Origin of the sequence: Bacillus pfraonensis, assembly GCF_050768835.1 — a bacterium.
GTDB classification, from domain to species: Bacteria; Bacillota; Bacilli; order Bacillales; family Bacillaceae_G; genus Bacillus_A; species Bacillus_A pfraonensis.
The window spans coordinates 1-22686 of sequence record NZ_JAHCDO010000031.1 but is presented as its reverse complement, the minus strand read 5'-3'; the positions used below and the strand labels follow the sequence as shown (position 1 = coordinate 22686).

Here is a 22686-nt window from a genome sequence, read left to right as displayed (position 1 = left end):
TTACTGTAGGTGGTTGCAAATGAAGAATGTTACAACTCCTTTTGAATGGGATGCTCCCTATTTTATTGGTAACAAAACAATAAAATACTATTGCTTCCCTTGGTGTGAACAAAAGCAGTTCCCAAAAAACAATCGGAATTTTAAATCTAGAAAAGAAGCGGTACAAACTGGTTATCAGCCTTGTAGACATTGTTGTCCTGAGCTTCCATATAGAGCGTGGAAAGATGAAAATGAAAGCATAACATTACTTGTGCCGAAAGAATTTAGCTTTAAACAAAATTTACATTATCTTTCACGTTCCACAAATGAATGTATGTTTCACATTGAAAATAACAAAATTTATAGAGTCGTTCCCATCGAGGGAGAAAACCCGTTAATCGAGACAAGTGTAGATGATGAAGGAAACATACATGTTCGCTTTTTAGGTGCTAAAACGCCGCCTGAGAAATGGGTTCGTGCTACAGTAGCGAGGTATGTAAGAGAATGGTTTGATTTAGATACGGATTTAAGCTCATTTTATGATGTAGCAAAAAACGATGTACTTCTATCTAAACCAATCAACGAGTATTACGGACTACGCAATATGGGAATTCCTGATTTATTTGAGGCACTTTGCTGGGGTATTCTTGGTCAACAAATTAATCTCACATTTGCCTATACATTAAAAAGACGCTTTGTTGAATCCTTCGGTGAACATATCGAATGGAATGGACGGAAATATTGGATATTTCCAACACCAGAGGTTATCGCCAACCTATCTGTAGAAGATCTAACAGAACTAAAAATGACCATAAGAAAATGTGAATATCTTATTGGTGTCGCAAAACTCATGACACAAGGTGTCTTAAGTAAAGACTTGTTCATAAACAGCGACCTAACAAATGCTGAGAAAACATTAACCGACATACGTGGTATTGGACCATGGACAGCAAATTATGTTTTAATGCGTTGTCTAAGATTTCCTTCTGCTTTTCCAATTGATGATGTTGGTCTACATAATGTCATTAAACGTTTAACCGGATCAGAAAATAAACCAACAAAAAAAGAAATAAGAGAGTACGCTTCAGCATGGAAGGATTGGGAATCCTATGCGACCTTTTATTTATGGCGAGTTCTGTATTAAAATCCGGATAGTAATCAATAACTATCCGGACTTCTTCTTTATGCTTGCTCTTCAAATAACCGTACTATTTCTACAATAACCTGAACAGCCTTCTCCATATTATCTACAGAAACGTATTCAAATTTACCGTGGTAGTTTTCCCCACCAGTAAAAATGTTTGGCGTCGGCAAGCCCATATATGATAATTGAGACCCATCCGTTCCTCCGCGGATTGGTTGAATATTTGGTTCAATATCTAGATTTTTCATCGCCTCATACGCAATATCAACAATTTCCTTGACCGGTTCAATTTTCTCAAGCATATTATAATATTGATCATTCATCTCAAGAATAATATTTTCCTCACCATACTTCTCTCGCATCTGCTTCGTAATATTCGTAATTTTTTCTTTACGAGCCTCAAAGTTATCACGTTCGAAATCTCGAATAATGTAATGTGATTTACTTTGTTCAACATCACCATTTACAGAAATGAGATGGTAGAAACCTTCATATCCCTCCGTATATTCTGGTGCCTCTTCTACTGGTAACTGCGCATGAAACTCCATCGCTAGCTTACTTGCATTGAGCATTTTATTTTTTGCTGTTCCGGGATGCGTATTATTTCCTTTAAAAGTAAGTTTTGCACTTGCAGCATTGAAGCTCTCATACTCCAATCCTCCAAGTGGGCCTCCGTCCATTGTATAAGCGAAAGATGCTCCAAAAGCCTTCACATCAAAGTGAGATGGTCCACGGCCGATTTCTTCATCCGGCGTAAATGCTACTCTTATCTTTCCATGTTTAATTTGTGGGTTATGTAATAAATAATTCATAGCAGTCATAATTTCTGTAAGGCCCGCTTTATCATCTGCACCAAGAAGTGTTGTTCCATCAGTTGTGATTAAAGTGTGGCCTTTATATGATGGTAATTCTGGAAATTGTTCTGGTGTTAAAATTACATTCAATTCCTTATTCAATGTAATTGCCTTTCCATCAAAATCTTCATGAATTTGTGGTTTCACATTCTTCCCTGTAAAATCAGTTGCTGTATCTAAATGAGCTAAAAAACCAATTACAGGAACATCTTTATCCGTATTTGCAGGAAGTGTTGCCATTACATACCCATTTTCATCCATCGTTACTTCTGTCAAACCAATTTGTTTTAATTCTTCAACTAGTAATTTTCCAAACTCAATTTGCCCCGGTGTTGATGGTACTGTATGACTTTCTTCATTTGATTGTGTATCTACCTTCACATATCTTGTAAACCTTTCTATAAGCTCTTGTTTCAAATTATTTCACTCCTTTTTTATGAATCTCTCTTTATTATAATCCTCAAGGCGAAATTTTTTAAAGTTTTTAACTGTAATGTAGATTGAAAATAAAGTCGGTAAATTTACTTGTCACAACAATTCTTATTAACAAATCTATAGGTATATTTTATGTACACGGAATCTGATTCCTCTCACATAAAGTGAAACTTTAATCAGTGGGGATTTTCCCCATCCCCTACTGATTATTAGCCCTCACCAATCGGGCTTTTACGGACAGTTCATCTCTCACCTAACTTCTTTAGAAAAGCGGAAGCGGCTCGCTCAGAATCGTAGGACGTTAGAGCCCCCGACAGAGAGGCGCTTTTTGCCTCGTTTGAGGGGACGAAACGACCGGAGATTCTAGCCACTAGAGCTGGACATTGCTTTCGCTGAATTTTGAGGTGGAAGTGTTACTGTCCTAAAATAGCGGGATAAAAACGTTGCCCCAAAAAACATACACAAAAACTCGTAATCGCGTTGTATCTTACAACAAAGCTCTTCTTCTCATCCATTGCGTCGCAACCCATTTTTCACCTTTGATAACAGGTGCACCGCCATGAAGTGTCAGTTCATTTAATGATTTATCATTATAAAAGTATTCAAAGTATACGGCTGAACCTTTTTTCGGAGCTATGGAAAGATCAAGTTTTGGGAAATATGTTTCTCCGCCCTCTTCTACCTCGTTTAAATACATCACAAGCGTACTAATACGATTGTTTTCTGCTGCCCTGCTATGTTCTGCAAAGTAATCATAGTGTGCTTTATATTCTTGTCCAGGGGTGTACTTTAAAATATGAAGACCTTCACCATATTCGACAGGAATATTCATAATCGAAGACACTCGTTTTTCGATTTTGGCAACGATTTCATTTTCTTCTAAAAATGTACCGCTACTTGTTCGGATGTTGTTTACTTCACGAGAAGCGCCGATTTTCGAACGTTTCATTGAATGTTTAGATAATTCAATTAACGATTCACATTCTTCATCACTTAGTACATTTTCTAAAACGACAATAAGAGGCTCTTCTACTCTTGAGATAATTTGTATTTCTCTATCTTCTGTCACAATAGTGTCTCCTGTATGGCTAAAAATCGTTTGTTCTTTATTTTCAGTTTGATTTTTCTTTGTCATTTCCCCTATCTCCCTTAAAAAATAATTAGATAGCATTAATATATCATATTTTCTTATCATTCACCCTTTAATAAATATTACAATAATTAACAGTCTAGTATACTATAATGGTTGAAAAAGAAGACATGTAATTTCAAATATTTTAAGCGCTTTAGTGAGGAAAAAGACAGACCACATTAGTGCAAATTTATAAACATATAAATCTTCACTCACAAAAAAATATTGAGTCTATTTTGAAGACAGTATCATCAAAATAGACTCTAATATTTAGATTATTACCAAGTAGAAATTTGAACAAACGAACCCTTTTTTATAACTATTCTATCTTTATTTATCTATATGCATAAGTACAATTCTCCATCCATCAGGATCTTCTATTGTAATGCCTTTTTCTTTCCAGTATGGATTTTCTGGTTCAACTTCACCATAACCCATTGCATGTAACCTGTTCGTTACTTTTTCAATCTCAGCTTTATGAATCATATAAAATACAAGTAGATTATCTTTTGTTGGAGCTGGACATGGACTGCCATTCGTATGCCTTGTAAACTCTAGATGGTATTCTGCATCAGGCAATCCAAACATAACTCCATCATACCCTTCATGATTATAAAACTCACCTATCCGTTTTAATCCTAGACCTTCCTCATAAAATGTAATCACTTCTTCAAACTTATCTGTTGGACGTGCGATTCTAAATTGAACCCAATTTTTCATACTTTTCTTCCTCTCTTCATTTTTTATGCTTCCTACCTATGAATATAATCGAGTTCCACGTTTATTGAATCCCTCATTTGTATGAGGGTGAAGTAGTACAAAAGACTTATCGTGCTTATAGTAAAAAATATTACACTGTTTATATCCCCCAAAAAAACAATTCACATTTATTCGGAATATGTGTAATAAAATGATGGTAACCGTTCTATTAAACTATTTGTTGAAATTCATGTTAACAGGGGGAAATAAAATGGATGAAAACAATCAAAAAAGAAAATGGAACGGGTCTTCCAAAGCGATCCCGCTTTTTCTTTTAGATGTAAAAAATGAACTAAAGAAAAAAAGTAAAAGCAGTACTGCTTCCTTTAAAAAGGCTGCATTAACCATAGAAGAGAAAATGCTTATTTATAACATTAAAAAACAAACAAAACAACTAAACAAAAATAACGTGACGAGAACACGTGCTTATTATCAGTTTTACCTTCAGCATCCTGAAATACACTGGGCTTTACTTGGACATATGGTATCACGTAATGGCGGTTGGAATATGACAGATTTAAAAGGAGATTTATACACAAGACTGTTATCAGAAAAAGATCAACTTATCTACTATTCTTTTTTAGAACGGGGAAACTGGTTAATCTTCCAAGATGTGTATCCACAATTTTTACTATATGAACAAAGCCTCAAAAGATCCAAAACTCTCTTCTACCTCCTACCCCATCTCAATGTCTCAACGTTTATGGAAACGATGTGGAACCATTTTTGGAAAACGGGTAATCCCTATACATTAGCTATAGCAACGATTATTAATGAACAAAGCTATTTAGAAAAAAAAGTCATTCAAAATGATTATTTTAAAAAGGCCGTACTAAATAGTATTGGATTTAAACTCTTTGACTTCTTTCGTTTTAATCATATCCTCTTTCCCTATTATGAAGATGACACCAAACAAAAAACACTGTTATTTGGTGATACAATGAAACACTTCACCTCCTTACATGAACGAATTCTACTAGGCAAACGATTATACTCTTTATTGTTTCGCAACGAACATATGTTATCCAAAGTAATAAATTGGGCTCACGATCATTCACATACTGCTTCACGAAAAGACTACTGGCCTCATTTATTTTCTGATGTAAATGAGACATTTTCCCGAGAGTTTTATAAACGTAGAACAAAGAAATGTCAACTTAGAAAAGATGCAACTCGCTTATATAGTCCTCAACTAATATATGCGTGGAAAGATTTAGAACATGAAGATGCGGAAACAGGAGATTGGTTTGAGGACTGGCGTATCGTAGACTATTTCATTGATAAAGGAGAAAATATAAATGGAAAGATTGCGGATGACTATTGCAAAACACTTGAAAAAATTGAACTTGCAATCCTTACAAAAAAAAATATCCTTCTCAGAGAAGAAGAAACAGAAGAATAATTACCTAGCATTTATATTCACTATCATTTTCTCCTGTTTTATTGGAACATATTTAGATTATCTATTTGTGAGTATACAAATGTATGATTTTCCAGTCAGACCATTTCCAAATACGTTTTCGGTCAATATTGCTTTTACGTTATTGATATTGCCAACCTTTACTACTTTCTTTTTACATATTGCCAAAGCTTTATCTACATTCTCAAGAATTCTATTTATTATACTGATTGGCATTTGTGCAAGTATATCGGAACAATTTGCTGAAAGCTTAGGGTTATTTACTCATAGTGAAGATTGGCACCATTCTTATTCTTTCTTCGGATATATGATTTTCATGTTTTTTATGTGGAAGATTTATGGGTGGCTACAATACTAGGGAGTCGTTGTAGAGTAACAAAATCAAAGTTACTATATAAAGAAAAAGCAAATTAGAAGTTCTAATTTGCTTTAAAGGTTCTTCATTAAATCCCATACATTTCTAGATTCTATGTCTGATAACTTAATAATCTTTTCAATAATACATTGCTCATTACTCTGTAGGCTCATAGATGCAACGGAGCGCAGCATTTTATGCTCACCAATACAAACTCCCTCTTTCGCATACAAAAACATTGATACATCATTTGCATCGTTACCGAAAGCGATGAATGACCCTTCTTCTATTCCTAAATTTTGTAACCCTTGCCATTTATCAATTCCTAATGGACTTATATCAATAATGTCCTCTTGATGATGTACGTATATTTGCACAGGTAGTTCATTTAACACTTGCACTAATTCTTCTTCATTCCCATCAGGAAACAACACAACTTTCACCATTTCCTCGATGCAATCAATCGATACATTAGCAGCTAATTTATCGGGATCTATGTTGCGATAAATTGGATGATTTTCACTTCCCGTATAAGCATAATCCCATTGACTATCAATCAAATAAGTAAGGTTATGCTCCTCTATTAATGATCGAATAGACTTCATTGTTGATTTATCAAATGGTGTAACCTGAGTGACTTTTCCTTCTTTTGCAACAAACGCCCCATTTCCACCAATCATTGAATAGTGATGCATATGTCTTGGTATCACAGGTAGTAAATCTCTTATTGGTCTAGCAGATGCAAATATGATTTCATGCCCTCTTGCATGACAAGTATCTAATGCTTGAATTATACCTTCCGTTATTGGTTTTCCTTTAAAACAAATTGTACCATCAATATCAAAAACAAATTTCATATACATCGCTCCTTTCTTTTTAATGTAAAAGAATTCCTTTATAATGAACAGGACAGATGTCCGAAAAAGGAGAATAATGATGAAAAAAATTGAAGACGAATTGCTCCTATCAACATACTTAGCCAATGAACATATACAGAAACTTTTTACACATCTTGATCATCCATTTCAAATTCGGCGATACGATGCGAAAGAAATTGTTTTACACGAGGGGGAAGCTATAGACGGCTTGTACATTCAAATATCTGGACGTACAAAAATAACAACAAACGTCATTACAGGAAAAGCACTATTACTTCGATTTTGTTCAGCCGTTTCTATGATGGGTGATATTGAACTCATTCAAAATGTAAACATACAATCACATGTAACTACCGAGGAACAAACAGATTTTATCTTTATCGATAGACAATACGTCAAAAAGAAACTTTTGCATGAAGTTTCCTTTTTACAAGAGCTCCTATGCCACGTGACTTATAAACTACAAACATGTACGACTGCTTCACGTATAAATTTACTAGCTTCAGTGGAAACACGATTTGCAAGTTACTTATGTACAATACGAAATACTTCTAAACTATTTGGGAGAGAAATTCGTACAACAGATCATCACGAAATCGCTTCACTTATCGGTACTACAACTCGTCACTTAAATCGTGTCATTGAAAAATTAAGTGTATCGAATACAATCCGTAAAGAAAAAAAACAAATTATCGTTAATGATTGGGAAACTATTGAACAGCTTTCTAATAGTTTAAGATACGAATAATATCGTTACACTAAATATTGTTACATTGCAAAAAGGAGCAACTCATTCGAATTGCTCCTTCTCATTATGATTTGTCTTTGTATATGAGTTTTAGACTGTCTCTTTGACAATCCGTTAAACTACATCTCCCGCTACTAACAAAGGACGGCTTTGAAGTGTTTTTGAACGTAAACTATACGCAACTACTTTCTTTTTATGTTGTTTAATCACATCGACACGATCATCGAAACTGTAAATCGAAAACTTAACATCATGTTTGCCTCTCTTTGTTTCAATCACCAATGGAATCCCTTCATGCTGTGGCGGAAAATAGTATTTCTCTAAAAATATTGCTTCGTTAAACTGATTAATTATTTGAATCTCATCTTCCCCATCTAAGCGTTTTCCATCAACCGTTACAGTGGCAGCTTCCTCATTAAGTTGTGGATGTAGTTCAAATCTACTGACAAAAGACTCCACAACAGAGTTTGGAATGCTTGAAACTAATATTTTAAGTCCACCGAAAAGAGCTAACATAATTACAAACCAGGTCGTCATATTTTATCATCTCCGTTACATTGTAAATTCATATTATTGACTTCTATTTAAAACCTCCGCAAATCTTGTAATACCTAAATTTATGAGGTCTGTGTTCGCTCTTCCAAAAGTAAAACGTACATATTCTTTTCTCGAACCCAAAACACTTCCAGGAACAAACGCTATCCCGTTTTGTATCGTACTTCCTAATAAGTGATATTCCTGAAATGAATCCTTCACTTTACACCACAAATGGATTCCACCCTCTGGGACAAAAAATTCAACCCGCTCATCTAACAGTTCACTAAGACTGGTGACCATTTGATCCCTTCTCTGTTTCAATTGTTCCCGAAGCATAGAAATATGCGTATGAAAATTTTCTGATTCTAAAAATTGATTCGCTATCCATTGAGGAAAGACACTATGTCCAAAATCTACTTGTTGCTTTGCATCTGCTAAACGTTCAATGACACGAGGCGGACCAATCACCCACCCAATTCGCAATCCAGATGCTACAATTTTCGATAATGAACTAATATATAAAACATTTCCATTCGTATCCATAGATTTTAAGGTTAGATTTACTTCACCATTAAACGAAGTTAAGCTATAAGGATCATCTTCCACAATCGGTATACCAAATTCAGATGACAATTCCAAAACCTTTTTGCGACGAGACATTGAAAGGACCGTTCCTGTTGGATTCTGATAATCCGGATTTAGAAATACCATTCGAATTCGGTGCTTTCTGTGTAAATCTATCAAATCATCTGGATTCATGCCATGTTGATCCACAGGTAAATGGTATATGTTTAACCCGGCAGACTTAAACATTGGAAGTGAAAAACAATAAGATGGATCTTCAATCGCAATTGCATCTCCTGGTTTAAGCAAGCATTGAACGATAAGGTTAAGCGCTTGTTGAGCTCCTGATGTAATTAGAATGGAACATGGATCAACAGCGATATTTTTATATTTATCCACATGTGAAGAGATCGTTTCCCTTAACTTTTCATTTCCTTGCGGATGATCATATCCTAGATTCTCCATAAATATTTGTTCTGAGAGAATCCAGCGAAACTGGTCAGCAGGAAACAAATCCCGTGACAACTCACCACTTGCTAAATTAATCAAATCATCCTTTTGTGTTTCCGTTCGAATTTGTTGAACTAGCGGCAGATTCGGAAGGAATGAACCATCTTCTACATATCTCCCCCAGTTTGGCGTACGTTTACGTGATACCCCCCATATATCTGTGTTTACACGTGTCCCACTTCCTTTTTTTCTCTCTACTACCCCAAGTGATTTCAGTTCCTCATATGCTGCTACTACCGTACTGCGGTTCACTTGCAACTCTTTTGCTAAAGTACGTTCCGAAGGTAACATACTATCTGAAGAAAATTCTCCTGAAGAAATTCCCCGTTCTATATAGTCAGCAATTTGTTTATAGACTGGCGTTTTATCTGCACGATTGGGTCTCCATTCCATCTAATTCCCTCCCCCTTATCAGCAGTCTTTTTATTAATTAAAATAAAATTAAGATGTTAACCTCTGTTTGTTATATACTAAGTATTTTCCTGTTTTCATTTAGCATAGTTTGCCCCATTCATCCCCAGCTATGAAAATATTCACTCATTCTACAATGTGAGGAGTAGTAACTAAACATATATACAAATTGAATTTTCACCCCTATTGTACATTCACATATTGAGGAATGAAGCTTCTTTACGTTAAACAGTAAAACTTTAATCAGCAGGAGGTTTTCTTCATCCCGCACTGATTATTAACCCTCACCAATCGGTTTTTTACGGACAGCTCAACTCTCACCTAACCTCTTTGCTTTTACTAAACTTTGAGGTAGGAGTCTTACCGCCTGTCAATGCAAGATAAAAAGAATAGTGTTAAAAAATAAACATTTCATTTAGGCTACCTATTTATCAAAAGTAGAAAGACTACAAGACAGCAACCGCATACCACGTAACTCCTATAAGCAGACTTAAAAGAAGGACGATATAAATAGCAGACAAATTCTTCACATTCTGCTTCGTAGACTGACCGTAATTTTCCTCCGCGTTTCTTGTAACAAACACCGTTCCTAAAAGTGATGCAATTACAATAATAATAACTAATAAAATTGCAAATTTCATTGCCTTTCTCCTTTCTAAAACCAGTCTATTTGAACAGAAAACCGAATCGTTTAACTTAAAAACTTTATATTTTTTGGATGAGAACATAATCAAGATACTTAAAACATACTACCCTCCTCTTTTATAATAAGGGATATCTATTTCAAAAGGACCATCCACTTTCACAACTTTTTACTCATCCACTTTACAGGTAAAAAATAGTGCTTCTAAGTAATTGCTACTACTAAAAAATAAAAAGAACAATAGAAAAAAGCAAACAGCCTAATGAGTATTTCTCATTGGTTGTTTGCTTGATATGAGCTCTCTGATATATTCTTTATACCTACATCAAAATTTTTAATGTTATTAATGAGAGAAATGTTAACCAGCCGAAGCGAATTAACGGTTAACCACTTCATTCTCTGTTTGAACATCTACTGGAACACGTTTTCCTATTCCAAAAGCATAAAAACTAATGACAACGATTGCTAGGAAAACAATACCTACAATAAGTGAAATTCGTGTATCTTCATTGAACCACATACCGATTAATACCATAATTAAAAAGGCAATCGTTACATAGTTTGTAACAGGTGCAAAAGGCATTTTGAACGGGTGATTTTCCATTTCAGCTCCTTTTGCTTTTCTGAATCGAATTTGACTAATCAGGATGACAAACCACGGAACCATACCAGGAAGTACACTCGCACTGTATACATACACGAACAAGTTTTTTGGTGCAATATAACTTAAAACAACGCCAATTGCTAAACCAATTAACACACCAACCGTACCAAATAAAGGTACACCGTTACGGGAAATTTTTGTGAAGTATTTTGGCGCTTGCCCATTCATTCCTAATGTATAAAGCATACGTCCTGCACTATAAATACCACTGTTACAGCCAGACATTGCAGCTGTAATTACGACAAAGTTAATCAATCCAGCAGCTGCCGTAATCCCAATTTTCGCAAAAGTCGCTACAAACGGGCTACCAATTGAATTCAGCTGATCCCAAGGGTAAACAGTTACAATAACAAAAATTGCACCAATATAGAAGATTAAAATACGCCAAATTGTACTTTGAATTGCTTTCGTTAACGTTTTTTTCGGATCTTTTGCTTCACCAGCTGTAATTCCAATTAATTCAACGCCTTGATAAGCTCCAACAACTAGCGATAGAGCAAAGAAGAACCCTGACCAGCCGCCCGTAAAGAAACCGCCGTTTTCCCAAAGGTTAGATAATCCTATCGCACTCCCTCCGTTACCAAATCCGAAGAAAATAAGTCCAAATCCCGCAATGAGCATTAACACAATCGTAACGATTTTAATCATTGCAAACCAAAATTCAAATTCACCAAATGATTTAACAGAAATTAAATTTGCCGCACCAAGAATCACCATTGTGATGACACCTGGCACCCAAGCTGGCAGATCTGGGAACCAATACTGCATATATGCCCCAACCGCTATAATTTCTGACATCCCAACGATCACCCACTGGAACCAGTTACTCCATGCCGTCATGTATCCCGCTAATGGGTGTATATACTTATGGCCAAATGTCGCAAATGAGCCTGTACCTGGCTCTACATACAACATTTCCCCCATCGCACGCATAATGAAAAATATAAAAATCCCTGCAATTGCATAAGCAAGCATTACTGATGGACCTGTCCACCTAATCGTGCTGGCTGACCCCATAAATAAACCAACACCAATTGTACCGCCTAAAGCAATCATTTGAATATGACGCGCTTCCAATCCCCTTTTCAGTTCTTTATTTGCCACTAGATTTCCTCCTCATCCACAATTCATCAGCAAAATATGATACTACAATTCCTATTAGGTAACAAAATGATAAAGCAGGCGTCATTTTTTCTCTTTTAAAGCTGCTCTAAAATCATTCCTAACAATTAGAACAAATCCCCCTATCTTCCTTTCTTCATAAAATTACTTATTTTATAATAATTGATTTATCTGAAAAATACAATTACTTTTCTTGGAAATTAATATAGATTAATCGATTAGGGAATACTAAATGTATTAGTAACAAACAGCAACATTTTCACTATTTAAATTACCAATAAATATTTTTTAAATATAGAAATAGTTACTCGCCATTGATTCTAAGACTAAATATCAACATCTCTTTTCTATCTCATCGTGTACTCCAAGAAAATATGGAAATACCAAATGCAATCTTAGAATGAAGCAATTCTCCTTAACCGTAAAAATCATAGGAATAGTCTACTAAATTTAATTAACACTAGTATTTTTATACATAGGAATCTCGCCTTTCAATCAAATCCTAACAATACGAAATGATGAGTTGCTCAAAAAATGTATTGACAAAATAGCTTATATTTTTTTATAATCCGTTATAACAACTTAAACAAATGCAATTTGTGCTGATTTTATCTGCGATGAAGAGGAGAGTAGATGGTTAGGAGCGTATCAGAGAGCTGCCCCAAGGCTGAAAGGGTGGTAACGGTCAAATCATTGAAGGTAGCCTTGGAGCTTTACTTGTGAAATAGCTATTTCGTGTCTAGATTAGTAAGTAACGGTTGGTCCCGTTAGCAGACCTAAGTTTAATTTTATTCGTTAAACTTATAAAGCCTGTTTTTCGTGAGAGAAATAGGAAAATTGGGTGGTAACGTGATACTTTCGCCCCAATATTTGATTTTCAGAATCAAATATTGGGGCTTTTTTTATGAATTGAATACATAATGGCGTTGAAAAGAAGGAGTAAAAGAGAATTCTCATACACAGAGAGTCGTTCCACTGGCTGAGAGAACGACCATGAGACCTCTTTGAAGGTAGTCTTGGAGCTTTGCTTTTGAAAAATGGAAAAATTATATCCAATAAAAAGCAACGATATAGTTCTCGTTACTGAACTAAAGTCATAGTGACTTACTGAGTCTATTTACCGTGAGGAAATAGAAAAGTTGGGTGGTACCGTGATAACCTCGCCCCAACATTTGATTGATTTTCCAGAAATGAATCAAATGTTGGGGCTTTTTTTATGAATTGAATACATAATGGCGTTGAAAAGAAGGAGTAAAAGAGAATTCTCATACACAGAGAATCGTTCCACTGGCTGAGAGAACGACTATGAGACCTCTTTGAAGGTAGTCTTGGAGCTTTGCTTTTGAAAGATAGAAAATCATATCCAGTAGCCAGTAGAAAGCAACGATATAGTTCTCGTTACTGAACTAAAGTCATAGTGACTTACTGAGTCTATTTACCGTGAGGAAATAGAGAAACTGAGTGGTACCGCGATAATCTCGCCTCAGCAATCAAGCATATTATGCGTATTTGATTGTGGAGGTGAGATTTTTCTATTTCTACGTAAGAATTAATTCAAAAGACATTAAAAAGATGAAAACAGGAGGAATAAAAAATGAAAAGTTTTTCAATGAAAGATAACTTATACATCGGTCTTATGTTATTCGCTCTATTTTTTGGAGCAGGCAACCTGATTTTCCCCCCTTCCTTAGGACATGCCGCTGGATCAAATATTTGGGAAGGAATGATGGGGTTTCTTATTACTTCAGTTGGTCTACCAATATTAGGTGTAACTGCTATCGCTAAGTTCGGAAGTTTACAGGCATTAACCAATCATGTACATCCAAAATTTTCAATTACCTTCACACTCATAACATACTTATGTCTAGGTCCATTCTTAGTTATTCCACGTGCAGGAAGTGTAGCTTTTGAAATGGGAGCTGTTCCGTTTCTTCCAAATGAGTTAAAGACCCAAAGTTTATCGCTTTTTATTTATACCATTCTTTATTTTTCTTTAAATTTTTGGTTATGTCTAAACCCTTCTAAATTATTTGATCGAATTGGTAAAGTTTTAACTCCCATTATACTAGGAATTATTGCGATTATATTTATTCAAAGTATATTCCATCCAATTGGAGAATACGGAATACCATCTCAAAAGTATGAACATACTGCTATATTTAAAGGCGTTATAGATGGTTACTTAACAATGGACGCTTTATCTGCCCTTCTTTTTGGAAGTGTTGTTATTACAGCCATTAAAAAAAGAGGTATCCATGATGCAAAAAAGATAACGCATATTACTATTAGAACAGGGATAATCGCAGGTGTTTTTTTAGCAATTATTTATCTGATGTTAGGACATTTAGGAGCTACTAGCCAGTCTTTGCTTCCTTCAACTGAAAATGGCGGACTTATTTTAACGGCTGTGACTACTCATTTATTCGGGAATTCGGGTAGTATCCTATTAGGATTAGTATTTACTCTTGCTTGCTTAACGACATCCATTGGCCTTATCACTTCTTGTGGTCAATATTTTTCTAGAATTATACCGTATTTTAGTTATAAAACATGGATTGGAATTCTTTGTTTCATTAGTATGTCTCTTGCTAACCTAGGTTTAACTCAAATTATATTATTTTCTGTTCCAATATTAACTATGATTTATCCTTTAACCATCGTTTTAATTATTTTATCTTTCTTCCACAAATATTTTAAGGGATACTCATCTGTTTACGTAGGTAGTTTAGCAGGAACAGCTTTCATTAGTATCGTTGATGGTTTGAAGCAAAGTAGCATTGAAATACATGTTATCGAAAGCCTTTATCATTTTATTCCATTATATACGGTGGGAATGGGCTGGATTTTCCCTGCAATATTTGGAGCTTGTGCAGGTTATTTATGGGGAATATTAAGAAATGATTATTTTTCCCCTAATGAATCAGAGGTACAAAATGATAAAATGTTATCTACTAAGTAAAAGAAAGGCTGCCTTTATAGGGCACCCTTTCTTTTCGCTTATTTGAATAATATGTCCTTACTATATTGCTTTCCAGCAAGTAAGTCATATTGAATAAGTTTATATTGCTCTAACATTTCTTTTTGTTTATGAGTTAAATCTTTTATTTCTTCTCCATTTTTATCGACCTTTAAATCATCTTTAAGCACTGGTATTTCTTTGTGTAGTTCCGATAAAAACTGATAGAATGGTGATTTATTTAATCCAGCATAATCAAGAACAAGATTTGAAAAATAAATCGGACTTACTAATCCTAAGTTATCATTTGGCAAATCAAAGTTTGCATACATTAGTAATGGCGTTTCTGACATAATTAATTTTTCACTTAAAGTTTCTTCATTTTCTATATATCCAGCCTCTTTATAAATAGCCTTATTCGTTCCTAACACTGGCAAGTGATCCCCAAAGAAGACTAATAAAGTAGGTCTTTCTAACCCATTAAGCTGTTCTATTAAATATTGTAGAGCTTCATCCGAACGCCTTACACCTTCCGTATAGATTTCTAATTCTGCTTTTGATTCTTCATTTGTTAATCCACTAACTTCTATTTTATTTTCTTCAAACCGCCCTGGATTATATGGAAAATGATTTTGCATCGTCACCGCATGAATAAATGTAGGCTTTTTTCTCTTATTCAATTCATCTATTATTTCTTTACTCATAGATAAATCACTAATATTGTCTCCAGCTAATTCTTTATTTTTCATCGTATCTTCTGCATTAAAGTGATCAAATCCAAATGTATTATATACATCGTCCCGTTTATAAAACGCTCGATTAAAAGCATGAATTGCACTCGCATAGTACCCCTGCTTTTTCAATTCACTTGCGATGGATGGAATTTCTTTCTGACTTGTAACAGCTTGTTGATATGGTATAGAACCAGGCATTAACAAACTCATTGAATAACTCGTTAACACTTCAAATTCTGTATTCGCTGTATTTCCCCCAAATGTAGGAGCTATTGTTTGTCCCCCTGGAAAATTCTCAATATAATGATGTAAATTCGCCACCGGATCTTCACTAAATGAAAGGTTCGTTAATTTTGTAGGATCCCAAAAAGCCTCGCTCATAAGAAATATAATATTCGGTTTCTCTGCTTTTTTTTGTTCTCCCACATTATCGCCATATTGTTTCTTTATATCCTCTGCAATTTGAAGCATATTTTCTTTTGAATATTCTTCTGGTTCCTGTATGACCGTTGTATCTAAGTTACTTAAAAACCCCAAAACCAAACCATTTTGACCATAGTTCATATTTTGATTCCACAAAGGGAAGTATATCCCCCCTTTTGCAAATAACTTATTCACAAATGTATTAGGGTAATTACTAAACGAATATACCATAAACACGGATGCACATATTAAAACAATCCTCATACTAATATGGATTTTTATAGATTTAATGTGTTTTCGAATATAAAAAACTACAAATATAAATAAAGCTATACTAATGATTACTATCAATATATTTTTCAAACTAAAATAATCCATAACCATCGGTATAACAGACTGCATATGCCCGATTTGTGTAAAGTCAGACGGATAAAGCGGCTCTCCTCTGAACATACTTTTGAAATAATTAACAATCGCTAGAATAATTAAAGAACAACTAGTTAATATTACACTTAGTAAAATTTTACCAATTAAATTATAAACTAAAACATATACCATATAAATAAATACCAAGCTGAATAGGTACTGTGCATACTGCAAATAAATCCAATTATTCACAAGTAAAAAATTCATATTTTCTTGTATGAATATATAAAGCCAAGCTATTAAATGAGCTATTACAAACAATAAAATATGAATTCCTATAGCTGGTCTAAGTCTATTGATCATCCCTTTATTCAAATAAGCAATAAAAAATAGTATGCTCCATAAAATTATAGTAACTATACTTAATGTGATTCCCTCATTAAAAAATAGCTTAGTCTTCTCTAATTCAAAATAGCCTAGCGTGATAAAAAACAACGTTTCTAAAAAAATGGTCCACATTCCGCTAATAATGAAAGAAAGTAATGGGTTCTTTCTTGTCTGCTGAACAGAAAAATTAAAACGCAATTCATTTCTTCTTTGTTTCTGAGCTACAACATCCAAATGCAATTTATTTCCTCTTTTCTTTTTGTTTCTTTGTTTCACCCCGCATCAGTAAAAACATTATACTCTCAATCCTCATATCTATTTTTATTATACAGATATAACCTTAAATACTCCTTAAAAAATAACACTTCTTCGTATTTTTTACAACCTGATAGAATCGAAAAAATGCAAAAATACTGTATCTACAAACTATATCGAGAGTATTGCCAAACTAAAATAAACATGCAATGTTATAAATCAAAAAAACTATGTAAAATCGATTGACTTTCCTCAAAAGTGGTTATCATACTAGTAAATCCGTCCTCTCTGGAGATAGTTTGGAATACTATCGTTTTTCCAGGAAGACGGATTTCTTTATGCATTCATCTTTGGATATTTATGAGTTTTGCAACACCCTCTTTATGATTGAAAGTGAATCAATTAAATCCACCTGATTTCCCATATCTTTAATAAGTTTCACCTATTTAGTCTCTGCTTGTACAGCTTTTGCATCATCAGTATTAAATGGCTGATCTTCTCCATAAAGATAACTTTTCTCCGAACACAAAAGCTTAATTCAGTCATGCAATTTGTTAATCCTTACGTGTATAACCCTTCTCATTACTTAACCATTTCACAGATTAAATCAACTAATTGAGTAGTTCCCTCATTATCTTTTCTTCTATAATTGTTCATATTTTGAATATATGTTTCTCTGTCATTATATAATTGATTTATCGAATTAATAAATTTGTAGTCTGTTGTATCTTCTTGAAGTAATACTTCAGCGTAACCTGAATGCCGAAAATATTCCGCATTTATAATTTGATCTCCTCTACTAGAACCACTAGTGAGCGGGATTAAAAGCATCGGCTTTTTCAAAACCAATAATTCAGAAATAGCAGTAGAACCTGCCCTTGAAACAACAACACTCGCAAGATTAAGTATATCCGGTAATTCCTCTCCTACATATTCGAACTGTTTATAGCCTTCTGCCTGAATGGATGGATCCATTTTTCCCTTTCCACACATATGCACAATATTAAACTTCTCTAATAATTTATTTAAATTATCTCTGACCATACCATTTATCCACTGCGCACCTTGACTTCCACCCATTACTAATAGCACAGGTTTATTTATTTGAAATCCACAATAAGCTCTTCCACGTGATACATTACCTTTTTGAATTTCTTCTCTCACAATTGGACCTATATAAATCGTTTTTTGGGGATTTAGTTTCTTTTCTGTACCAGGGAAAGTTATACAAATTTTCTTAGCAAAAGGCAGCGCTATTTTATTGGCAAGCCCTAAAGTACTATCTGGTTCACGTATAATAATAGGTATCTTGTTCAACCACGCTCCTATAACTACAGGAACAGATACAAATCCACCTGCTGAAAATACAACATCCGGTCTCATTTTCTTCATTAATCTATAACTCTGTAGACATCCCTTTATAATTTTAAAAGGATCTTTCACATTATTCCAATCCCAATACCGTCTAAGTTTTCCTGTTGAAATACTTTGATATTGTGTATTTGTAATTAACGATTTTTCAATTCCATCTTGAGATCCAATATATTGAACATCCCATTCCTTTTCAATAAATTTGGGGATTAGTGCCACATTAACCATAACGTGTCCTGCTGTACCGCCTCCAGTGAAAAGAATTCTTTTGTTCATATATGATTCCCTCCTTTATTGTGTATTTAAAAAGTTAACACTCTAACTTTTTTATATTTTATACATCTTCAAAATAAGGAAAGTTTCACCGTACTCGTATATTTCCCCTCATGTATTTCAATATATCTTTTAATGAGTCAGTAAACTGAATTCTAGGAGTCCAACCTAGTTGTCTAATATCATTTAGAACTAAATCCGATTGATCTTTATTCTTCCTATTATTTGTTTCCTCCACCTGAAAATCTAGCTTCGTTATTTCCCTATATTCTTTTAGCACTTCTGATAAAGACCTTTTTGTTCCTGAACCAATATCATATTTCTTTCCTGCTTCACCTTCACATAGTAATATGTGATAAGCAGCAACTGCATCACGGACATCCAAAAAATCTCTTGTATCTTGTAGATTATGAATCTCAATAACAGGCTCACATTTTTCCATTTTAATATCTATTAACTTCTTCCCAATAAGAGAACATATACCTTTTGATTCCCCTGGTCCGATTAAATTTGAAGGTTTTGCTATCACAATATTCGAACCTATTAATTCCCCCCAAGCATCCGCAATCATTGCTTGTATAGTTTTACTTAAACTATACGGATGAGGAGGAATTGTATTTTTTGTAAAATCAGATTGTAAGGCTGAACCAAGAATAACTGTCTTACAATTTGGTACTTCTTGTCTCAGTGCTTCTAATAAATAAGAAGTTCCCATTATATTAACTTCCACATATTCAAGAGGTTGCTTCCACGACTCTAAAACAGAATTACGTCCTGCTAGGTGTAGTACGTAATCAGGTTTTATCTTTTTAATTAGATTCATCACCTCAGTTTTATTTGTTAAATCACAAACAACACCATTGTTTGAATGAGTTATCTGAGAGTGATTGTGAAACATGGGAATGACATTTATACCAAGTTCAGAAAAATATCGATAGGCATGCTGCCCTGTAAAACCATTTGCGCCAGTTATCAAAAGACATGCATTTCTGTTCATGATACAAAACCTCCTCGTTGTAACATATGCTTTATTTCATTTTTTTTAAGTAGTTCCTGTTGAGAATTATAGTTTTGTAACGTAACACGCGGATAATTTGAATAGTACTCTTGAAGACCTCCTATATGAATAGTAGGCAATACGACAAAATAGTCTTCATCAAAACATATACTTGTTCTACTCTCAACTTCAGAAAGTAGCATTTCACTTAACTTTTCGCCTGGACGAATCCCCGATTCTTTTATTTGTACATTTGTGTTTTGGGAATTCTCAATTAAAACCTCTGCTAAATCTATAATTCTACAAGCTGGCATTTTCATCACAAAGATTTCTCCACCTCTTCCTTCGTATGTCGCTTTAAATAACAATTCAATTGCCTCCTCAATTGTTAAGAAAAATCTCGTCATATCTAAATCTGTAATATCAACTCTTGAATGTTCCTTGATTTGATTTATAAAAAGAGGGACTACACTTCCATTTGACCCCAAAACATTTCCACCACGTACACAAATAAATTTTGTTTTCTTTGTCTGCAAATTTGCATGAATAATAAGCTTTTCTCCAATTGCTTTTGTCATCCCATATGTATTCGATGGGTCAGCAGCTTTATCTGTCGAAACATATATTACTTTTTCTACTTCATTTTGAATGGATGCTTCAATTACGTTTTGTGTTCCATGTATATTTGTTTTAATTGCCTCATAAGGATGATATTCACATACCGGAACATGTTTTAAAGCAGCAAGATGGAACACATAATGAACACCTTTACAAACAGAATGTAATTGCTCTTTATCACGAATATCTCCAATAATAAATTTCAAATTATCATGATTAGCAAATTGTTGTCCCATTTCAAATTGAACTGTTTCATTTCTTGAAAAAATTCGTATTTCTTTTGGAGATTCTTTTAATAATCGTTTTATAAGTTCATGGCCCCAAGAGCCTGTACCACCAGTAACTAAAATTGTTTTATTATACAATTACTTTTCCTCCTAACAAATAACCACTATAGAATGTGTTAAATATCTACTTAACAGATACTTAAACGAATTCTTTATGTTTCCATAGGCTTATCCATATATCTTTCATTGATTTAAATCATACTAATCATTTGTTACATTTGTTTGACAAAATAGAAAGGGAGAAACAAATTAAATAGTTTCTCCCTTTCTATTTTGTATTTCAGAAGATATTATATGTCTCCTATAAAAACTTTATATCTAACACCTTTATTCCGTTTGCATTATTCTAAATAAAGAAATTTAATAATTGTAAACGAACAATAGAGTTAACCCTTGTTTATATCATATTAGATGCATTTATATTAATAACAAAACGTGCCTTCATCACATCTACATCATCAGTATTATATAGTTAGTGAATTTATATCCAAATTATAGTATCAATACATAATCATTAAGATAGAAATTTGTCAAGAGAGCTCCTAAAGTAAATACTGGTTCTTTCATAAACTACTTAAAAAGTTTAGAACTCCTCTTCGATACTTTTTTATTCTTTAATTCAATCCAACCTAATCTGCACCTTATATTTATCTCCAACTATTAATCTATATCCTGAAAAGAACACCACAATGTTATGCCAAAGACATACGCTCATAAATCACAAAGACACCTCCGTAGTACCTATACCATCATTCACGGATGAATAGTATCGTTTAAATTTTAATAATAAAATACCTCCTCTGGATTATTCCAAAGGAGGTATTTTATCATTCGCTTCTAATTTTTCTATTGGCAATCTACTCTATTGATTTTATTGTACATTAAATTTCAACTATTAATCTCTAAATTATGTTTTATATAAATATATGTTTTAAAAGCTTTTAGAACATTTTATGTTACAAACGGTGATCTTTCTGGAAATTCAGATGAAAATGATCCGTATCATTATATACACCAAATTCATATCCTTGTTCCTTATAAAATTTAATAATTTCCGGCAGTGCTTGTAATGTCTGTGGTTTTTCGTGCATCAGAACAACTTCTACCTCTTCTGTCGTTGCCATCTTTACATTTTCTATAATTTGGTTTGGATTATCTTTTAATTTCCAATCATTAGAGTCAATTGTCCAATCTCAAACTTTAATTCCAGCTTCTACAATTTGATTCCGAATTTCTTCACTCTTTAATCCTGGTGCAGAACCATATGGCGGACGTACTAATTTAGGATTTGTGCCTGTAATATCATGGATAAGAGCTAATGCTTCTTTCATCTCTGGTACAAATTGTCCGTTCTTATATAGCTTGTTACTATTATGTGTCATACTATGTGCTCCAATATAATGTCCCTCTTTTACTGTACGTTTTACGTTTTCCTGAAAACTTGTATTTTGCAAATTACTTCCTTGCACAAAAAATGTTGATTTAACATTATGTTCTTTTAATACATTTAAAAATTGACCTGTTAATGTGCTAGGACCGTCATCAAATGTCAAATAAACAACTTTTCCTACTGGTTTTCCATCAGGTCTTTTTTGTCTTGTCGGTGATGTTTCATTTTTCTTTTCTTGTTGCGTGTTAACTTGTTTGACATTTTCTTTAGCTATCCCTTTCGCAGGAGTAGAGCTCAATGTTCCAATTAAAAAGAACATGTAAAATGCCGTTGCTAGAACAACTCCTAGTGGTATTACTATTTTAATTATTCTACTTGTTTTATCCTTACTCCGTGATTTTTTCATTACTTATCTATCCTTTCTCTATTGATTTTTATATGAATTATTTATAAAGCTGAACTTTTATTAGGTGA

At 33.7% G+C, this 22686-nt stretch carries 17 protein-coding genes, 1 pseudogene and 3 other annotated features; of the genes and pseudogenes, 5 read left to right on the top strand and 13 right to left on the bottom strand.

Going from position 1 to position 22686, the window contains the following annotated elements:
- The first annotated feature begins 19 nt into the window (after positions 1–19).
- Positions 20–1123, top strand: coding sequence for a DNA-3-methyladenine glycosylase 2 (locus KFD70_RS23265; RefSeq protein WP_336453140.1), 1104 nt, complete (start codon positions 20–22; stop codon positions 1121–1123).
- 38 nt (positions 1124–1161) lie between these two features.
- Here KFD70_RS23265 and pepT read toward each other — a convergent pair whose 3' ends face one another.
- From pepT to KFD70_RS23250, 3 genes are all read right to left on the bottom strand, one after another.
- Positions 1162–2394: a peptidase T gene (gene pepT, locus KFD70_RS23260; protein ID WP_336453141.1), complete on the bottom strand. Its 1233-nt coding sequence runs from the start codon at positions 2392–2394 to the stop codon at positions 1162–1164.
- Between the two features lie 505 nt (positions 2395–2899).
- Positions 2900–3547, bottom strand: a complete 648-nt coding sequence (locus KFD70_RS23255; RefSeq protein ID WP_336453142.1) for a 2OG-Fe(II) oxygenase — start codon at positions 3545–3547, stop codon at positions 2900–2902.
- A gap of 327 nt (positions 3548–3874) precedes the next feature.
- A complete protein-coding gene (locus KFD70_RS23250) occupies positions 3875–4264 on the bottom strand; it encodes a VOC family protein (protein WP_336453143.1) in 390 nt (129 codons plus the stop codon).
- A gap of 250 nt (positions 4265–4514) precedes the next feature.
- Between KFD70_RS23250 and KFD70_RS23245 the strand changes: the two genes are divergently transcribed.
- Positions 4515–5705, top strand: a complete 1191-nt coding sequence (locus tag KFD70_RS23245; RefSeq protein WP_336453144.1) for a DUF2515 domain-containing protein — start codon at positions 4515–4517, stop codon at positions 5703–5705.
- Positions 5602–6081, top strand: coding sequence for a CBO0543 family protein (locus tag KFD70_RS23240; RefSeq protein ID WP_336453145.1), 480 nt, complete (start codon positions 5602–5604; stop codon positions 6079–6081). The genes KFD70_RS23245 and KFD70_RS23240 overlap by 104 nt, the downstream gene beginning before the upstream one ends.
- Positions 6082–6152: 71 nt before the next feature.
- Here the strand turns inward: KFD70_RS23240 and KFD70_RS23235 are convergent, their stop codons facing one another.
- On the bottom strand, positions 6153–6941 hold the full coding sequence (locus tag KFD70_RS23235; RefSeq protein ID WP_336453146.1) for an HAD-IIB family hydrolase: 789 nt from the start codon (positions 6939–6941) through the stop codon (positions 6153–6155).
- A 73-nt stretch (positions 6942–7014) separates the two neighbouring features.
- On the opposite strand from KFD70_RS23235, the gene KFD70_RS23230 reads away from it, so the two are divergent.
- Positions 7015–7704 carry a Crp/Fnr family transcriptional regulator gene (locus tag KFD70_RS23230; RefSeq protein WP_336453147.1) on the top strand — a complete coding sequence of 230 codons (690 nt, stop codon included), beginning with the start codon at positions 7015–7017 and terminating at the stop codon, positions 7702–7704.
- 114 nt (positions 7705–7818) lie between these two features.
- Here KFD70_RS23230 and KFD70_RS23225 read toward each other — a convergent pair whose 3' ends face one another.
- The 4 genes from KFD70_RS23225 to KFD70_RS23210 form a co-directional block, all read right to left on the bottom strand.
- Positions 7819–8241: a YfmQ family protein gene (locus KFD70_RS23225; protein ID WP_336453148.1), complete on the bottom strand. Its 423-nt coding sequence runs from the start codon at positions 8239–8241 to the stop codon at positions 7819–7821.
- Positions 8242–8274: 33 nt separating this feature from the next.
- Positions 8275–9708: a MocR-like pyridoxine biosynthesis transcription factor PdxR gene (pdxR, locus tag KFD70_RS23220; protein ID WP_336453149.1), complete on the bottom strand. Its 1434-nt coding sequence runs from the start codon at positions 9706–9708 to the stop codon at positions 8275–8277.
- Between the two features lie 464 nt (positions 9709–10172).
- Positions 10173–10367 (bottom strand): hypothetical protein, encoded by a 195-nt coding sequence (locus KFD70_RS23215; RefSeq protein ID WP_336453150.1) that lies wholly within the window; start codon positions 10365–10367, stop codon positions 10173–10175.
- Positions 10368–10745: 378 nt separating this feature from the next.
- Positions 10746–12137 (bottom strand): amino acid permease, encoded by a 1392-nt coding sequence (locus KFD70_RS23210; RefSeq protein ID WP_336453151.1) that lies wholly within the window; start codon positions 12135–12137, stop codon positions 10746–10748.
- Between the two features lie 626 nt (positions 12138–12763).
- Positions 12764–13024, top strand: a binding site (T-box leader).
- A gap of 48 nt (positions 13025–13072) precedes the next feature.
- Positions 13073–13326 (top strand) — a binding site (T-box leader).
- A 58-nt stretch (positions 13327–13384) separates the two neighbouring features.
- Positions 13385–13644: a binding site (T-box leader), on the top strand.
- A gap of 105 nt (positions 13645–13749) precedes the next feature.
- On the opposite strand from KFD70_RS23210, the gene brnQ reads away from it, so the two are divergent.
- On the top strand, positions 13750–15114 hold the full coding sequence (gene brnQ / locus KFD70_RS23205; RefSeq protein ID WP_431613431.1) for a branched-chain amino acid transport system II carrier protein: 1365 nt from the start codon (positions 13750–13752) through the stop codon (positions 15112–15114).
- A gap of 38 nt (positions 15115–15152) precedes the next feature.
- On the opposite strand, the gene KFD70_RS23200 is transcribed toward brnQ, so the two are convergent.
- The 5 genes and pseudogenes from KFD70_RS23200 to KFD70_RS23180 form a co-directional block, all read right to left on the bottom strand.
- Positions 15153–17261 carry an LTA synthase family protein gene (locus tag KFD70_RS23200; RefSeq protein ID WP_336453153.1) on the bottom strand — a complete coding sequence of 703 codons (2109 nt, stop codon included), beginning with the start codon at positions 17259–17261 and terminating at the stop codon, positions 15153–15155.
- Positions 17262–17858: 597 nt separating this feature from the next.
- Positions 17859–18923, bottom strand: a complete 1065-nt coding sequence (gene murG / locus KFD70_RS23195) for an undecaprenyldiphospho-muramoylpentapeptide beta-N-acetylglucosaminyltransferase (protein WP_431613430.1) — start codon at positions 18921–18923, stop codon at positions 17859–17861.
- A gap of 85 nt (positions 18924–19008) precedes the next feature.
- A complete protein-coding gene (locus KFD70_RS23190) occupies positions 19009–19917 on the bottom strand; it encodes an NAD-dependent epimerase/dehydratase family protein (protein ID WP_336453155.1) in 909 nt (302 codons plus the stop codon).
- On the bottom strand, positions 19914–20900 hold the full coding sequence (locus tag KFD70_RS23185; RefSeq protein ID WP_336453156.1) for a UDP-N-acetylglucosamine 4,6-dehydratase family protein: 987 nt from the start codon (positions 20898–20900) through the stop codon (positions 19914–19916). Before KFD70_RS23185 ends, KFD70_RS23190 begins: the two co-directional genes overlap by 4 nt.
- Positions 20901–21778: 878 nt before the next feature.
- Positions 21779–22618: pseudogene (locus KFD70_RS23180) on the bottom strand (polysaccharide deacetylase family protein).
- Positions 22619–22686 lie beyond the last annotated feature (68 nt).